General features: G+C 71.2%; 11 protein-coding genes and 1 pseudogene. 8 read left to right on the top strand and 4 right to left on the bottom strand.

Annotated features, from left to right (window positions below):
- The first annotated feature begins 53 nt into the window (after positions 1-53).
- Positions 54-797, top strand: coding sequence for an amino acid ABC transporter ATP-binding protein (locus OG272_RS39535; RefSeq protein WP_326575025.1), 744 nt, complete (start codon positions 54-56; stop codon positions 795-797).
- Positions 798-951: 154 nt separating this feature from the next.
- Here the strand turns inward: OG272_RS39535 and OG272_RS39540 are convergent.
- Both OG272_RS39540 and OG272_RS39545 read right to left on the bottom strand, forming a co-directional pair.
- A pseudogene (locus OG272_RS39540) lies at positions 952-2,551 on the bottom strand (alpha/beta fold hydrolase).
- Between the two features lie 107 nt (positions 2,552-2,658).
- Positions 2,659-3,420 (bottom strand): hypothetical protein, encoded by a 762-nt coding sequence (locus tag OG272_RS39545; RefSeq protein ID WP_326575021.1) that lies wholly within the window; start codon positions 3,418-3,420, stop codon positions 2,659-2,661.
- 183 nt (positions 3,421-3,603) lie between these two features.
- On the opposite strand from OG272_RS39545, the gene ggt reads away from it, so the two are divergent.
- Positions 3,604-5,409, top strand: coding sequence for a gamma-glutamyltransferase (gene ggt / locus OG272_RS39550; protein ID WP_405895658.1), 1,806 nt, complete (start codon positions 3,604-3,606; stop codon positions 5,407-5,409).
- A gap of 56 nt (positions 5,410-5,465) precedes the next feature.
- Here ggt and OG272_RS39555 read toward each other — a convergent pair whose 3' ends face one another.
- The gene (locus OG272_RS39555; protein WP_328224314.1) at positions 5,466-8,036 is read right to left on the bottom strand and encodes an ATP-dependent Clp protease ATP-binding subunit; all 2,571 of its coding nucleotides are present in this window, start codon (positions 8,034-8,036) and stop codon (positions 5,466-5,468) included.
- Positions 8,037-8,242: 206 nt separating this feature from the next.
- Positions 8,243-9,010: a type I methionyl aminopeptidase gene (gene map / locus OG272_RS39560; RefSeq protein WP_326575015.1), complete on the bottom strand. Its 768-nt coding sequence runs from the start codon at positions 9,008-9,010 to the stop codon at positions 8,243-8,245.
- A gap of 73 nt (positions 9,011-9,083) precedes the next feature.
- On the opposite strand from map, the gene OG272_RS39565 reads away from it, so the two are divergent.
- From OG272_RS39565 to OG272_RS39590, 6 genes are all read left to right on the top strand, one after another.
- Positions 9,084-9,359 (top strand): helix-turn-helix transcriptional regulator, encoded by a 276-nt coding sequence (locus OG272_RS39565; protein ID WP_327727059.1) that lies wholly within the window; start codon positions 9,084-9,086, stop codon positions 9,357-9,359.
- A gap of 200 nt (positions 9,360-9,559) precedes the next feature.
- Positions 9,560-11,224: a hypothetical protein gene (locus OG272_RS39570; RefSeq protein ID WP_327727058.1), complete on the top strand. Its 1,665-nt coding sequence runs from the start codon at positions 9,560-9,562 to the stop codon at positions 11,222-11,224.
- Positions 11,225-11,457: 233 nt separating this feature from the next.
- Positions 11,458-12,300: a nitrilase-related carbon-nitrogen hydrolase gene (locus OG272_RS39575; RefSeq protein ID WP_326575009.1), complete on the top strand. Its 843-nt coding sequence runs from the start codon at positions 11,458-11,460 to the stop codon at positions 12,298-12,300.
- A gap of 64 nt (positions 12,301-12,364) precedes the next feature.
- Positions 12,365-13,651 (top strand): aspartate aminotransferase family protein, encoded by a 1,287-nt coding sequence (locus OG272_RS39580; RefSeq protein ID WP_326575007.1) that lies wholly within the window; start codon positions 12,365-12,367, stop codon positions 13,649-13,651.
- A gap of 26 nt (positions 13,652-13,677) precedes the next feature.
- Positions 13,678-15,243, top strand: coding sequence for a PucR family transcriptional regulator (locus OG272_RS39585; protein ID WP_326575005.1), 1,566 nt, complete (start codon positions 13,678-13,680; stop codon positions 15,241-15,243).
- Positions 15,244-15,398: 155 nt separating this feature from the next.
- Positions 15,399-16,241: a nitrilase-related carbon-nitrogen hydrolase gene (locus OG272_RS39590; protein ID WP_328505734.1), complete on the top strand. Its 843-nt coding sequence runs from the start codon at positions 15,399-15,401 to the stop codon at positions 16,239-16,241.
- Positions 16,242-16,301 lie beyond the last annotated feature (60 nt).

Raw genomic sequence — 16,301 nt, forward strand, 5'->3', positions numbered from 1 at the left:
CGGCACCTGCGACACGACACGACACGGCCGAGAGCGAGTAGGGCGGGCAGGGCATGGCGGTCGATCCGCTGATCGAGATGCACGACGTGAACAAGTACTTCGGCGAGCTGCATGTCCTCCAGGACATCGACCTCACTGTCGGCAAGGGGGAGGTGGTCGTGGTCATCGGCCCGTCGGGGTCGGGGAAGTCGACGCTGTGCAGGGCGATCAACCGGCTGGAGCCCATTCACTCCGGCACGATCCTGCTCGACGGGCAGCCGCTGCCGGACGAGGGCAAGGCCCTCGCGGCGCTCCGCGCGGACGTCGGCATGGTCTTCCAGGCCTTCAACCTCTTCGCGCACAAGACGGTCCTGCAGAATGTGTCGCTCGGTCAGGTCAAGGTCCGCAAACGGAAGAAGGAGGACGCCGACAAGCGTTCCCGCGAACTCCTCGACCGTGTCGGCCTCGCCGACCAGGCGCCGAAGTATCCGGCGCAGCTCTCCGGCGGTCAGCAGCAGCGTGTGGCCATCGCCCGCGCTCTTGCCATGGACCCCAAGGTCATGCTGTTCGACGAGCCGACCTCGGCCCTCGACCCGGAGATGATCAACGAAGTCCTCGAAGTCATGCAGCAGTTGGCGCGCGAGGGCATGACCATGGTCGTCGTCACCCATGAGATGGGTTTCGCCCGTTCCGCCGCCAATCGTGTCGTCTTCATGGCGGACGGCCGCATCGTCGAGGACCGCACTCCGGACGGTTTCTTCACCAGCCCGGAGAGCGACCGTGCCAAGGACTTTCTCTCCAAGATCCTCAAGCACTGACCACCGCCACTGGACCCGGCGCGAGCCTCGACTACGATGAGCGGTTCATCCACTTGGGGTGAGCGAGGCCGTGGACGCCACCCCGGCCGAAGAGGGACGCTGCTGCCAGGCGCGCAGTAGCCAGGGGCCAGGCCCGCCCGGCAGCAGCCGGAGATCACTGCTCGCGCAGCGGGATCGACACGTACGACGGGTCGTTCGGCGGCGAGGAGAAGGTCAGCTGCGCGCCGGTCGGGTTGTGCTCGATGTAGAGCGGGTCGACCGTGTCGACGACCAGGGCGAGACGGTGGCCCGCCGGAACGTCGTAGGCCGTGGAGAGCAACTCCAGGTCCACGCCGAACGGCGTGCCGGGTGTCTCGCCGTGGAAGGTGTACGGCGCGTGGCTGACCAGCTTGCCGAGGCCGAGCGGGCCCACGTCGTACAGGTAGGCGACGAGGGTGCCGCTCTCCTTGGTGGCGGTGACCGTGGTGTGCAGTTTCGCGGTGCCTCGCACGGACTGCGCCGTCGCGTACTTCTCCGACTGCCACACGGCCGCCCAGCGGCGCGGCAGCAGCGGTATCGAGGCCACGGGCGGGAGTTGGGCCACCTGGTCCAGGACGCTGGACAGGAAGACCACCCCGCCGTTCGCGCCCGAGTCGACGTTCGCACGGATCGTGGTGCCGCTCGTCAGGGCGATCTTCTTCCTGGTAGCGGTGACCGACTTCCAGTCCGGATAGCTCTCGAAGGCGCCGCCCGTACGGGACTTGAGCCGCACGGGCTGCTCGCGGTCGATGCCGTTGGCCGTGCCCTTCAGATAGTGGTCGAACCAGCGCTGGGTGTCCGTCCACACGTCGTTGGGCAGCCCGAACAGTCCGGTGACCTCCGTGGTGGCGTGGTCGCCGGGGCGCAGCTCCAGCCGCTTGGGGCCGGTGAGCTTCTCGTAGAAGTCGGCGTACTGGTTGGGCGGGAAGATCGAGTCGCCCCAGGCGTTGGCGAGCATGACCGCCGTGCCGTTGGTGTTGATCTGGTCCAGATAGGTCTCGGGGGAACGTTTCTTCCCCCAGGCGATCATGTCCCCCTCCTTGGCCAGGTTGGAGGCGTAGAAGTTCTCGAATATTTGCTGGAGTTCGGGGCCCTGGCGGCCGGTGATCCGTCCGGCGCCGTCCAGCAGGGCGGCTGCCTGGAGGTGCTGGGTGCGTCCGCCGTAGATCGAGTCGATCAGGTCCGCCCAGCCGCTCAGCGCGGCGACCGCCTTGACGCGCTTGTCGTGCGCGGCGGCGAGCAGGCTGATACCCGCGCCGTACGACAGCCCCGCCATGCCGATGTGCCCGGCGTCGGCCGGGGTGTTGGCGAGGGCCCAGTCGATCACCTTGGAGGCGTCGGCTATGTCGGGTGGTCCCGCCACCTCTATGTATCCGCCGGACTCCCAGAAGCCGCGGACGTTGTAACTGACCACGACATAACCGGCGTCGGCCAGCTTCCGAGCCTGGGCCAGGTACTCGACCTGGGGGAGGCCCCAGCTCGTGGGCAGCACGAGGAGCGGGTACGCGCGTGAGGCGTCGGCGGGTGCGACGACGTTGGCCTTGAGGACCGTGCCGCCGTCGCCCTTGATGTCGACGAAGCGGGTGGTGGGGGTAGCCCGTGGTGCCGGACGCCGCCTGGGCGGCGGGGGCCAGGCCCAGGGCCGTGCCGGCGACCAGGGTGGCCGAGACGGCACCTGCGGCGCTCGTGCGCAGTGCCCTGGTCGTACGCGATGTCGTGCCGTGCGGGTGTCTCACGGGTCGCTCCTCACTCGTGTAAGTGCAAAGTGACCCGACGGTAACCGGACTCCCTTACCGGAAGTAACTCCCCGGTAAGTTACGTGACGGTAACGTTCACCGGTGAACTAGGAGGCGCGGTGCGAGATCTGCGCCGGGGCGGACGGGGTCGGGGCCGGGGCCTGGGCCGCCCGCGTGACGTCCGCGACGAGCTCGACCACATCGGCGCCGTACGCCTGGGAGTTGACGACCTTCAGCAGGAGGACGAAGGTGCCGGTGCCGTACTTGCGGTGCAGGCGCTCGTGGTTGCGGGCGAGGTAGCGGGTGGCGGCCTGGTTGGTGATCGCGCGCTGGCCGCAGAAGAGGAAGACGGGGCGGGCCTGGTCCGGCTGGCCGGTGGTGAGCCGCGCCAGGATGACGTGTTCGGTGATGCCGGGATCCAGGCGGTACTGCTCGCTGCCGATCTGGAAGGCGGCCCGGTGAGGGCCGGGCTCGGGGTCGCTGTTGAAGCTGATGCCGGGCAGCATCGCGGATATGTGCGCGGCCATCCGGCGATTCGAGACCGGGCCTCCCACGCAGAACTCGGTGCGCTCGCCGAATCCCTGCTGCGCCGCGTCCTGGGTGATCATCTGCGCGTGGGAGCCGCAGTCCTTGATCAGCGCGGAGAGCTCCAGCAGCGCGAACACGTCGAAGCGGTGGACCGCCAGGTCCGCACTGGACGGATCACGGTTGACCACCAACAAGGACTCGGAGTTGTCGGGCAGCCCGAAGAAGGTCTGCTTGCGGCGGAGCTTCCGCTTCCACAGGTACGTCCGGACGAACCAGCCCAGCGAGGCACTGAGCCCCGCCGTGATCACGCCGAGGACGATATTGCGCACGTCGTCATTCATGGCCGCGCATGGTAGCGGGCGCCGCCGAACTCTGTCCGAATCCCTGTCCGATTCCGTGCCCGGTGTCCTGGTTCGACGTGCCGTTTCAGGGGTGGCGCGGGTAGGCCGGATGGCCGAGACCTCGCTGACGGGGCCATGGCAGCCGCGTTAGTCTGCGCGGACGGTCCTTGACTGGAGGTACGGATGCGTCTGCGTCGCCCTGTCGCGCGGAAACTGGCTGTACTGGCGGCAACGTCCGCCGTGTTGTCGGTGGGGGCGGCCCCGCCGACCTCCGCCGCTACGGACACCGTCGAGAAGTCCCCGGTCGCCGTCGGCTACGGCGGTGCCGTCTCCAGCGTCGACCCGGACGCCTCCGCCGTCGGCATCGAGGTGCTCCGCAAGGGCGGCAACGCGGTCGACGCGGCCGTCGCCACCGCCGCCGCGCTCGGTGTCACCGAGCCCTACTCGGCGGGCATCGGCGGAGGCGGCTACTTCGTCTACTACGACGCCGAGTCCCGTGCGGTGCACACCATCGACGGCCGGGAGACCGCGCCCCTGAGCGCCGACGAGAACCTCTTCCTGGAGAACGGCACACCGATCCCGTTCGCCGAGGCCGTCACCAGCGGGCTGAGCGTCGGTACGCCCGGCACCCCGGCAACCTGGCAGACGGCGCTGAGGAGTTGGGGCAGCAAGCCACTCGGCAAGCTGCTGAAGCCCGCCGAGAAGCTCGCCCGCGACGGGTTCACCGTCGACGCGACCTTCCGCGCCCAGACCGCCTCCAACGAGGCCCGGTTCCGCAACTTCCCCGCCACGGCCGACCTGTTCCTCCCCGGCGGCGCGCTGCCGGTGGTCGGCTCGACCCTCAAGAACCCCGATCTGGCCCGCACCTACGCGGAGTTGGGCCGCAAGGGCGTCGGGGCCCTCTACCGGGGCGACCTCGCGCAGGACATCGTCGACACGGTCAACAAACCGCCGGTGGACCCGGGTTCGGGCTACAACGCCCGTCCCGGCGATCTGACCACCGCCGACCTCGCCGCGTACCGCGCCAAGCACCAGGCGCCCACCAAGGCCTCGTACCGGGGTCTCGGCGTCTACGGGATGGCCCCCTCGTCCTCCGGCGGCACGACGGTCGCCGAGGCCCTCAACATCCTTGAGCGGACCGACCTCTCGAAGGCGAGCGACGTCCAGTACCTGCACCGCTACATCGAGGCCAGCCGTATCGCCTTCGCCGACCGTGGCCGCTGGGTCGGCGACCCCGCCTTGGAGGACGTACCGACGAAGGGGCTGCTGTCACAGAGGTTCGCCGACTCGCGTGAGTGCCTGATCAAGGACGACGCGGTACTGACCAGCCCCGTCGCGCCGGGTGACCCGCGCAATCCGGTGCCCTGCGCGACCGGCGGTAAGGCCGCGCCGACGACGTACGAGGGCGACAGCACGACCCACCTCACGGTCGCCGACAAGTGGGGCGACGTCGTCTCGTACACGCTCACCATCGAGCAGACCGGCGGCAGCGGCATCACCGTGCCGGGCCGGGGCTTCCTGCTCAACAACGAGCTGACGGACTTCTCCTTCACCCCGGCGAACCCGGCCGTGCACGACCCCAACCTGCCGGGGCCGGGCAAGCGGCCGCGCTCGTCGATGTCGCCGACGATCGTGCTCGACCGGCACGACAGGCCCGTGGTGGCGCTCGGCTCGCCGGGCGGCGCGACCATCATCACGACCGTGCTGCAGACCCTGACCGGGTTCCTCGACCGGGGCCTGCCCCTGGTCGACGCGATCGCCGCGCCGCGCGCCAGTCAGCGCAACCAGACCACCACCGAGCTCGAACCGGGCCTGTGGAACAGCCCGTTGAGGGCCGAACTCGAAGCCATCGGGCACGGCTTCCGGCAGAACCCGGAGATCGGCGCGGCCACCGCCGTCCAGCGCCTGTCGAACGGCAGGTGGCTGGCCGCCGCGGAGACCGTACGGCGCGGGGGCGGCGCGGCGATGGTCGTGCACCCCACGAAGTAGGTCACGAAGCAGGTCTAGGCGACGCGGCCGGGGCTCGGCACAGCGGGTCGGTCGGATCAGTCGGAGGCGGGCGGCGTCGTACGGAAGGCGAGCCGCCCGTCCTCCGCTTCCGCCACCACCCGGCTGCCGGACGGCAGTCGTCCGTCGAGGAGCAGCCGGGACAGCGGGTTGTCGACCTCCCGCTGGATCGTGCGGCGCAGCGGCCGGGCGCCGTACTCGGGCTGGTGACCGTGGCGGGCGAGATGGTCGACGGCCCGCTCGGTGAACTCGACGGTGATGCCCTGCGCCTGCAGCCGGTGCCGCGTCCGCTCCAGCAACAGGTCGGTGATCCGCCGCAGTTGGTCGTCGGTGAGCCGGCGGAAGACGACGATCTCGTCGATGCGGTTGAGGAACTCCGGCCGGAAGTGCTCCCGCAACGGCCGCAGGATCCGCTCGCGCCGGTCCTCCTCGTCCGCCTCGGCGCCGCCCGCCGAGAATCCCAGCCCCGACCCGCCCCGGCCGATGGCCTCCGAGCCCAGATTGCTCGTCATGACGACCACGGCGTGGGTGAAGTCGACCGTGCGGCCCTGCGCGTCGGTGAGCCTGCCGTCGTCGAGGACCTGGAGCAGCAGGTTGAAGACGTCCGGGTGGGCCTTCTCCACCTCGTCCAGCAACAGCAGCGAGTACGGGTGCCGTCGCACGGTCTCCGTCAGCTGACCGGCCTCCTCGTGGCCGACGTAGCCGGGCGGGGCGCCGACCAGCCGGCTGACCGTGTGCCGCTCCTGGTACTCGCTCATGTCGAGCCGCACCATCCGGTCCTCGTTGCCGAAGAGGGACTCCGCCAGCGCGCGGGCCAGTTCGGTCTTGCCGACGCCGGTCGGGCCCAGGAAGAGGAAGCTGCCGATCGGCCGTTCGGGACTGGCCAGCCCGGCGCGTGAGCGCAGCACGGCGTCCGCCACCACGCTCACCGCCTCGTCCTGCCCGACGACCCGCTGATGCAGCCGCTGTTCCAGCCCCAGCAGCCGTTCCCTCTCCTCCTGGGTGAGGCTGCTGACGGGGATGCCGGTCTGCCGGGAGACGACCTCGGCGATGTCCTCGGCGCCGATCTCCAGACTCTGCCCGTCGTCGGCCCGCTTCTCGCCGCGCCCTTCGGCGATCCGCTCCCTGAGCTCGCCGATCCGGTCCCGCAGGCGCGTGGCCTGCTCGTACTGCTCACCCGCGACCGCCTGGTCCTTGTCCCGGGTCACCTGCTCGATCTCCCGCTCCAGGGCCCGTACGTCCGTCCCCTTCGTCCGGGCGCGCAGCCGGACCCGGGCCCCGGCCTGGTCCATCAGGTCGATGGCCTTGTCGGGCAGCCGGCGGTCGGTGAGATACCGGTCCGACAGCGCCACGGCCGCCACCAGCGCCTCGTCGCTGTAGCGGACCTGATGGTGGGCCTCGTACCGGTCGCGCAGCCCGCGCAGGATCTCCAGAGCGTCGTCGCCGTCCGGCTCGGGGACCAGCACCGGCTGGAACCGGCGGGCCAGCGCCGCGTCCTTCTCGATCCGCCGGTACTCCTCCAAGGTCGTCGCGCCGACGATGTTCAGCTCGCCGCGTGCCAGGGCCGGCTTGAGGATGTTGCCCGCGTCCAGCACGCTGCCCTCGCCCGAGCCGGCGCCCACGACCGTGTGCAACTCGTCGATGAAGACGACCAGTTCCTCGGAGTGTGCGCGGATCTCGTCGACGATGTTCGTCAGCCGCTCCTCGAAGTCGCCCCGGTAACGGGTCCCGGCGACCACCCCGGACAGATCCAGGGCGACCACCCGGCGCCCGGCCAGCACATCGGGCACGTCTCCCTCGGCGACGCGCTGGGCCAGCCCCTCCACGATCGCGGTCTTGCCGACGCCCGCCTCACCGATGAGCACGGGGTTGTTCTTGCCGCGCCGGGAGAGCACTTCGACGGTCTGCTCGATCTCCTCCTCCCGCCCGATGACCGGGTCGATCCGGCCCTGAAGGGCGAGGTCGGTCAGGTCGCGGCCGTACTTGTCGAGGGTCGGGGTGGCGGTGGGGCTACGGCGCGGCAGGTCGGAGCGCGGAAATCCGGCGAGGGGGATTCCGGCGGGCGGGGGCGTCGTCGACGGCTCCGACGCGTCCGGCGGCAGCGCGGAGGCCGAGAGGCGCGCGGCGCCGAGGATGTGCCCGGCGGCCGAGTCCGGGTTGGCGGCGAGGGCGCTCAGGACGTGTTCGGGGCCGATGTAGCCGGAGCCGGTGACCCGGGCCAGTTCGTGCGCGTCCAGCAGGGCCCGCTTGACCGCGGGGGTCAGGGCCAGGGACGCGGGTGTCGGCCCCTGGCCCGGCTTGTGCCGCTCCGGGCCCGACCGTTCGTCGATCTCACCGGCCAGCGCGTCGGGGTCGGCGCCCGCGCGGGCCACCAGACTTCGGGTCGGTTCGGCGGTCAGCGCGGCGCGCAGCAGATGCTGGGTGTCCAGGTCGCTGCTGCCGTGCCGTGCCGCGTACGCCGCGGCGTCGGCCACCAGTTGGCGGGCCTGGCCGCTCATCAGCCGGCCGATCTCGATCCGCTGAGGGCGCGGACCGCCGAAGAAACGGGCGAAGAACTCACTGAAGGGGTCCGGACCGTAGCCCTCGGGCCCCGGGAAGCCGCTGTTCATTCGCTGCCGGGTGCCCTGTCGCCGCGCGGCTACACCGGGGGCGTCGTGGGAGTTCCGGTTCGCTTGCGGCCGCGGGTGCGTGGGGGCTGGTCGCGCGGTTCCCCGCGCCCCCGAAGGGCGGGGGCTGCGCCCCCTGCCCTTCATCGGCCCACCCGTAGCCGCGCCACCACGCGCAGGTCAACGGCGCTGTGAAGTCACCGTCACCGTCACCGTGCCGTCAGTACCCGCGGTCCCGCGTCCGTGATGGCGACCGTGTGTTCCGCATGGGCCGCACGAGACCCGTCGTCCGTGCACAGCGTCCACCCGTCCGGTGCCGCGTGGAACCCGTCGCCGCCCCCGCCGATCACCATCGGCTCGATCGCCAGGACCATCCCGTGCCGCAGCCGCATTCCGCGCCCGGGCCGCCCCTCGTTCGGTACCCCGGGGTCCTCGTGCATCCGGCGGCCGATCCCGTGGCCGCCGAAGCCGTCGGGGATCCCGTACCCGGCGGCGCGGCACACGGTGCCGATCGCGTGGGCGATGTCGCCGATGCGGTTGCCCACGACGGCCGCCTCGATGCCCGCCGCGAGGGCGCGTTCGGCCGTCCCGACGAGCCGCAGGTCGGCCGCGCGCGGCTCGCCCACGACGAAGCTGATCGCCGAGTCCCCGGCCCAGCCCCCCAGTTGGGCGCCGAAGTCGATGGAGACGAGGTCGCCGTCGCGCAGCCGGTACGCCGTAGGGATGCCGTGCACGATCGCGTCGTTCACGGAGGCGCAGATCACGGCCGGGAACGGCGTGGGCGCGAAGGAGGGCCGGTAGCCGAGGAACGGCGACGAGGCGCCCGCCTCCCGCAGGACCGTGTGCGCCAGCTCGTCCAGTTCGAGCAGGGAGACGCCCACGTCGGCGGCGTCCCGCACCCTGGTCAGCGCTCGCGCCACGACCTGCCCGGTCTCGTACATCGCGTCCATCGACGCATCCGTCTTCAGTTCCACCATGCCAATTACTATACCGCTCAACGTCCAATTAAAATACCGGTCCGTCGGCGGGGATCGGTATTAGAATGGGGTCATGGTGCGCACCCCCTTGACCCCCGAAGAGCGCGAACGCGGCGAGCGGCTCGGCCGGTTGCTGCGTGAGGCCCGCGGCGGTCGCAGCATGGTCGAGATCGCCGCCGGCGCGGGCATCTCCGCGGAGACCCTCCGGAAGATCGAGACCGGCCGCGCCCCCACGCCGGCGTTCTTCACGGTCGCCGCCCTCGCCCGCGCGCTGGGCCTGTCCATGGACGAACTCGTCACCCGGTGCGCCCCGGCCGCCGGGGCGGTGCCGACGGCCGCGGTGGCCTGAGCCGTTCGCCGCGGTGACCTGAGCTGTTCACCGACGTGGCCGGAGTCGTTCGCCGCCATGGCTTGAACCCCTCACGTACAGCCGTCATGCGACCGCGCACAGCACACTGCGTCCGCTCTGAAAACTTCACGTAGCCGTCCTGTAACACAACTGGTGTTTTCTTGCGGACCGGAGCACTCCAGTCTGCCGGGGAGGATGCGATGGCTGTAGATCAACTCCCCGGTCAGGTGCGGGAGTTCGCGGGATACCTGAACAAGCTGATGACGAAGCTCGACCAGGGCGGTGGCTGGTGCGCCGTCTTCTGGCGGCGTGACCCCGACGGCATGCGAGCCTGCCTGGACGGACTCGAGGTGCCGCCCTGGGACGTCGTGGAAGCGCTCATGCACGACCTCAACACCGCGTACGGTCCCGCCGCCGCGGCCCAGGAGACCCATCGCGCCCGGGCTCTGCACAGCGCTTCCCTGGCCGCGTACGACTCCCGGCCCGGCGGCCGCGAGGCCCTCGGCGACCGGCTCGACGTCATGCTCCGTGAACAGCGCTACGCCGCCGAACGCACCGCCGAGCTCACCCACCGGCTCCAGGCCGCCACCACCCAGGAGGAGGCCGACTCCGTCCGCCTGGACCTGGCCTGGGCCCACGACGACCACGAGCGCGCCACGGCCCGCTGTACGGAACTGCGCACCCGCATCGAGGACGCCGACCGCCGCGCCCCGCACCACCCCGTGCGGGGCGCGGCGCGTGTTCCGGGGAACACCGCCGGGGACGTCTTCCCGGTGCCGGGAGCGGAGGAGCGCACGGCCGATACGGCGGAGCGCCCCGACGGACGTACGCACGCGGACCGGTACGGCGGGGGAGCACCCGCGGATCAGCTCGGCGGCGGACGTATACAGGCGGACCGAATCGGAGGCGGGCGCGCCCCCGACGGCCGTTCGTACGGCCCCCTCGACGGCCGTACCGCCGAGGGGGCCGCCGCGCACGACGCACGGCGCGACACGTACGCGGCCGCCTTCCCGGACCCCGACGAACCCGCCGAGACCACCGCACCCGCCACCCCCGTATCCGCATCCGAGCCCGACCTGCCGACCCCCGACCCGGAATCCGCCGCCCCTGCGCCCCCCAAGCAGCGCGCCAAGCGCCGCCCCCGAGGAGGCGCGCGTTTCGCCGGGGCGATGGAGGCCGAGGAGGCTCCGTCCGGCGCTCCGTCCGTCGTCGAACCCGAGGCCGCACCGGCCGTCGGGCGCAAGGGGCGCGCTCCCCGGGGCGCCCGGTACGCCGGTGTCGCGGAGCGGGCCGGGACGGCGGCGCCGAAGCAGCCGCAGGCGCGGCAGCCGCTGGACGACGCGGCGCGGCGGGAGGTCGCCGAGACGGTGGAGCGGTTGGTGCGGTTGCGCCGGGAGAGCCGCAGCGGGGAGGCGCACGCTCTCCTCGTGGAGGTCGCGTACTGGCCCGCCGCCCGTTTCCCGTTGCTCGCGGCCGACCTGCACCGCGCGGGGCTGGGCGCCGACTGGGCGACCCTGCTGTGGGAGGCCGGCTCGCTGCCCGCCGACCGGCTCGTCGCGGTCGCGGACGCCCTGAACGCGGTCGGCCGCGCCTCGGACGGGGAGCAGATGCTGCGGCAGGGCGTCTCGCGGCCCGCCGAGGAGATCGGCGAAGCGGTGCTCGCCTTCGTCACCGAGGGGCGTGAGCGGGAGGCGCGTGCGCTGCTCGACGTGTACGTGCGCGTGCGTACGCCGGAGGAGGCGGCGCGCACCGCGGAGGCCCAACCGCGGCGGCTCAAGCCCCTCGTGCTGGCGGCGGCACGCGGCGTCTCCGAGGAGCGCTACCGAGAGGTGGTGCACGCGCTGCGCGTGCAGGGGCTCACCTGACCGCACGGCACGCCCGACCCACCCGACGCACCCGGCGACCGCCCGAGGGCGCGGCCGGTCCGGCGCGCGAAACACAGGGGCAATCCCCCACTGGAGTGCGAAACGTGATCGACTCGGCCGGTTGACGACGATGGTCTTGCCCAGCCCGTCGACGGGGCTTAGTTTCAAGCCTCTACGGCCTGCGTCTACGGGCGTAGAGGCTCGCTGAGGTCCCTGTCGAAGGAGCACCTGACATGGCCAACGTCGTACGCGCCGCCCTGGTCCAGGCGACCTGGACCGGCGACACCGCATCCATGGTCGCCAAGCACGTCGAGCACGCCCGCGAGGCGGCCCGGCAGGGCGCGAAGGTGATCGGCTTCCAGGAAGTCTTCAACGCGCCCTACTTCTGCCAGGTCCAGGAACCGGAGCACTACGCCTGGGCGGAACCCGTGCCGGACGGCCCGACCGTCACGCGGATGCGGGAGCTGGCCCGTGAGACCGGCATGGTGATCGTCGTCCCGGTGTTCGAGGTCGAGCAGTCCGGGTTCTACTACAACACCGCGGCGGTGATCGACGCCGACGGCACCTACCTCGGCAAGTACCGCAAGCATCACATCCCCCAGGTCAAGGGGTTCTGGGAGAAGTACTACTTCAAGCCCGGGAACCTCGGCTGGCCGGTCTTCGAGACGGCCGTCGGCAAGGTCGGCGTCTACATCTGCTACGACCGCCACTTCCCGGAGGGCTGGCGCCAGCTCGGTCTGAACGGCGCCCAGCTCGTCTACAACCCCTCCGCGACCCACCGGGGCCTCTCCGCCCACCTGTGGCAGCTGGAGCAGCCCGCGGCAGCCGTCGCCAACGAGTACTTCATCGCCGCGATCAACCGGGTCGGCGTGGAGGAGTACGGGGACAACGACTTCTACGGCACCTCGTACTTCGTCGACCCGCGCGGCAAGTTCGTCGGCGAGGTCGCGAGCGACAAGAGCGAGGAACTCGTCGTACGGGACCTCGACTTCGACCTGATCGAGGACGTACGGCAGCAGTGGGCGTTCTACCGGGACCGCAGGCCCGACGCGTACGAAGGACTCGTACGGCCCTGACGTGGGCACGTACAGCCCTGACACACGCAGAACCCCGTACAGCAGTGAAAGGAGTGGTGCAGCCGTGACCGACGAACTGCTCGGACGCCACAAGGCCGTACTGCCCGACTGGCTCGCGCTCTACTACGCGGACCCGCTGGAGATCACCCACGGCGAGGGCCGCCATGTCTGGGACGCCCAGGGCAACAAGTACCTCGACTTCTTCGGCGGCATCCTCACCACCATGACGGCGCACGCGCTGCCCGAGGTCACCAAGGCGGTGAGCGAGCAGGCCGGGCGGATCATCCACTCCTCCACGCTCTACCTCAACCGGCCGATGGTCGAACTCGCCGAGCGGATCGCGCAGATGTCCGGCATCCCGGACGCCCGCGTCTTCTTCACCACCTCCGGCACCGAGGCCAACGACACCGCGCTGATGCTGGCCACGACGTACCGGCAGAGCAACCAGATCCTCGCGATGCGCAACAGCTACCACGGCCGCTCCTTCAGCGCGGTCGGCATCACCGGCAACAAGGGCTGGTCGCCGACCTCGCTGTCCCCGCTCCAGACGCTGTACGTGCACGGCGGTGTCCGGACCCGCGGTCCCTACGCCGACCTGAGCGACGCCGACTTCATCACGGCCTGCGTCGCCGACCTGGAGGACCTGCTCGGCCACGGCCGCCCGCCGGCCGCGCTGATCGCCGAGCCGATCCAGGGCGTCGGCGGCTTCACCTCACCGCCGGACGGCCTGTACGCCGCCTTCCGCGAGGTGCTCCAGCGGCACGGCGTGCTGTGGATCGCCGACGAGGTGCAGACCGGGTGGGGCCGTACCGGCGACAACTTCTGGGGCTGGCAGGCGCACGGCCAGAACGGGCCTCCGGACATCGTCACCTTCGCCAAGGGCATCGGCAACGGCATGTCCATCGGCGGTGTCGTCGCCCGTGCCGAGGTCATGAACTGCCTGGACAGCAACTCGATCTCGACCTTCGGTGGCACCCAGATCACCATGGCCGCAGGCCTCGCCAACCTGAACTACCTGGTCGAGCACGACCTCCAGGGCAACGCGCGCCGCGTCGGCGGACTGCTCATCGAGCGGTTGCGGGCGATCACCGCCCAGATCCCCGAAGTGAAGGAAGTACGCGGCCGGGGGCTCATGATCGGCATCGAACTGGTCAGGCCCGGCACCGACGAGGCGAACCCGGAGGCCGCGTCCGCCGTCCTCGAAGCCGCCCGCCGGGAGGGCCTGCTGATCGGCAAGGGCGGCGGCCACAACACCAGCGCGCTGCGTGTCGCGCCCCCGCTGTCCCTGACCGTCGCCGAGGCCGAGGAGGGCGCCGAGGCCCTCGAACGCGCTCTGGGGAGCATTCAGTAACACCGGATGTAAGGAAACCCAGTGCCATGATCACCGTCTTGGAACCCGCCCTGTCGGTACGCCAGGTCCTCACCATGGACCGGGTGCTCGCCGGAGAGCCCGAGGTGGTGGCCGGGGCCGGTCAGCTCGACCGGCCCGTGCGCTGGGTGCATGTGGCCGAGGCCCCCGACGTGGGCGTGATGCTCACCGGCGGCGAGATGGTCCTCACCACCGGGGTCCTGCTCGCCGGGAACGAGGACGCCCAGGCCGAGTACATCCGCTCGCTGTACCGGGCCGAGGCCGCGGCGGTCGTCCTGGGCCTCGGCCGGGCCTTCCCGACGCCGCCCGACGTGATGCGCCGGGCGGCGGAGCGGTGCGGCCTGCCCATGGTGGTGCTGCACCGGCCGTTCCCCTTCGCCGAACTGACGGAGGAGGTCCAGTCCCGGCTGGTACGGCGGAAGTTCGCCGCCGTGAGCCTGTCGGAGGCCGTACGCACCTCCCTGACCGGGCTGATCACCGCCGGAGCCCCGCTCCAACGACTCCTCGACGAGATCGCCCAGCACGCGGGCTGTCCGCTCGTCGTCACCAACCTCGCCCATCGCGTCCTCGCCACGGCGGGGGAGCGGTCGGCGGTCGACGACGTACTGCGCGACTGGGAGCGGATCTCCCGGCAGGCGGGCGGCAGCGAGGGCGACGGCTGGGCACGCGCCGAGCTGGGCGGGCGCGGGGAGCGCTGGGGCCAGATCGTGCTGTGCGGATACCGGGGCGACGCCGCCACCGGGCGGCTGCTCGCCGACCGGGCCGCCGAGGCGCTCGTACTGCACCGCATGCTCGGCGGCTCGGCGCACAGCTGGGAGGAGCAGTCCGCGCAGAGCCTCCTGACGGACCTCGTCTCCGGAGTCGTACCGGCCCGGCAACTGCTGCCGAGGGCACGGGCGGCCGGGCTGCCGGTCAACCGCCGTACGTTCGTGCCGCTCGTCGTGCGCGACGGGGACCCGGCCCAACTCGACCGTGTGCTGCGGATGCTGGGGCTCCCCGGGCTCGTCGCCGAACTGGCGGAGGGCGCCACCGCCGTACTCCTCAGCCTCGCCCGGGACCAGGACGCGGCCGCGCTCACCGCGCACTTCGCCACCCGGCTGCGGTCGGAGTCGGGGGAGCGCAGGACCGTCGTGGCGGCAGCCGAGGCGCGGACCACGTGGGAGGACGTGCCGGGCGGGCTGCGCGAGGCTCGGCACGTGGCCGACGCCGTCGCCCAGTCCTCGGCGGCCGGGCTGGAGCTGCCGGTCGTGGTACGCCTGCGTGATGTGCATCTGCGCGGCCTGGTCCGGCTGTTGCGGGACGATCCGCACGTACAGGCCTTCGCCGAGCGGGAGTTGGACGGCCTGCTGCGCGGTGACGGGCACGCCGAGCAGGATCTGCTGCCGGTGCTGCGGACGTATCTCGCGACGGGCCGCAACAAGTCGCACACGGCTCAGCTGCACCATGTGAGCAGGCCCGCGCTGTACCGCCGTCTCGAAGCCATAGAGGCCCGCCTCGGCGTGGACCTCGACGACTTCGAACAGGCCGCGTCCGTCCACATCGCCCTCCTCGCCCACGACGCGCAACAGGGCTGAAACATGCCGGGACCTGCGAAAACGGCGGTGAAACATGCGCCCACGAAGAGGTGACACGGTGGAACGGAGAAGGCCCGCAGACGTGACACCGTGCAACTCAAACCCGACTTCCGGACTTCCTAGGCTCACCGCACACCGAGTGACCGGAGGTCCCGATGAGCAGAGTCATCCGCGCAGCCATCTTCCAGACGGCCTGGACCGGCGACAAGGAGTCGATGATCCAGGTCCACGAGCAGGCGGCCCGCGACGCGGCCGCGCAGGGTGCGCAGGTCCTGTGCTTCCAGGAGCTTTTCTACGGGCCCTACTTCTGCCAGGTCCAGGACAAGGCGTTCTACGAGTACGCCGAGCAGATCCCCGACGGCCCGATCGTCAAGCGCTTCCAGGCGCTCGCCAAGGAGCTGGGCCTGGTCCTCGTGCTGCCGATGTACGAGGAGGAGCAGCCGGGAGTCCTCTACAACACCGCCGCCGTGATCGACGCGGACGGCAAGTACCTCGGCAAGTACCGCAAGCACCACATCCCCCAAGTCCCCGGCTTCTGGGAGAAGTTCTACTTCCGCCCCGGCAACGTCGGCTGGCCCGTCTTCGACACCGCGGTGGGGAGGATCGGCGTCTACATCTGCTACGACCGGCACTTCCCGGAGGGCTGGCGTGCGCTGGGCCTCGGCGGCGCCGAGATCGTGTTCAACCCGTCGGCCACCTCGCGGGGCCTGTCCCGCTACCTGTGGCAGCTGGAGCAGCCGGCGTCGGCCGTCGCCAACGAGTACTTCATCGGCGCGATCAACCGGGTCGGCGTCGAGGAACTCGGGGACAACGACTTCTACGGCACCTCCTACTTCGTGGACCCGGAGGCCCAGTTCGTCGGCGAGGTGGCGAGCGACAAGGAGACCGAACTCGTCGTCCGCGACCTGGACCTGGCCAAGCTCCGCGAGGTCCGCGACCGCTGGCAGTTCTTCCGCGACCGCCGCCCGGACGCCTACGCCCCGCTGACGGCACCGTAACGAAGCACTTCCCGCGCCCCTGTGCCACCTGGGCCAAGCCCTCTGAGGGGCGCGGGGAAG

This window comes from Streptomyces sp. NBC_00104 (genome assembly GCF_045160825.1).
Lineage (GTDB): Bacteria > Actinomycetota > Actinomycetes > Streptomycetales > Streptomycetaceae > Streptomyces.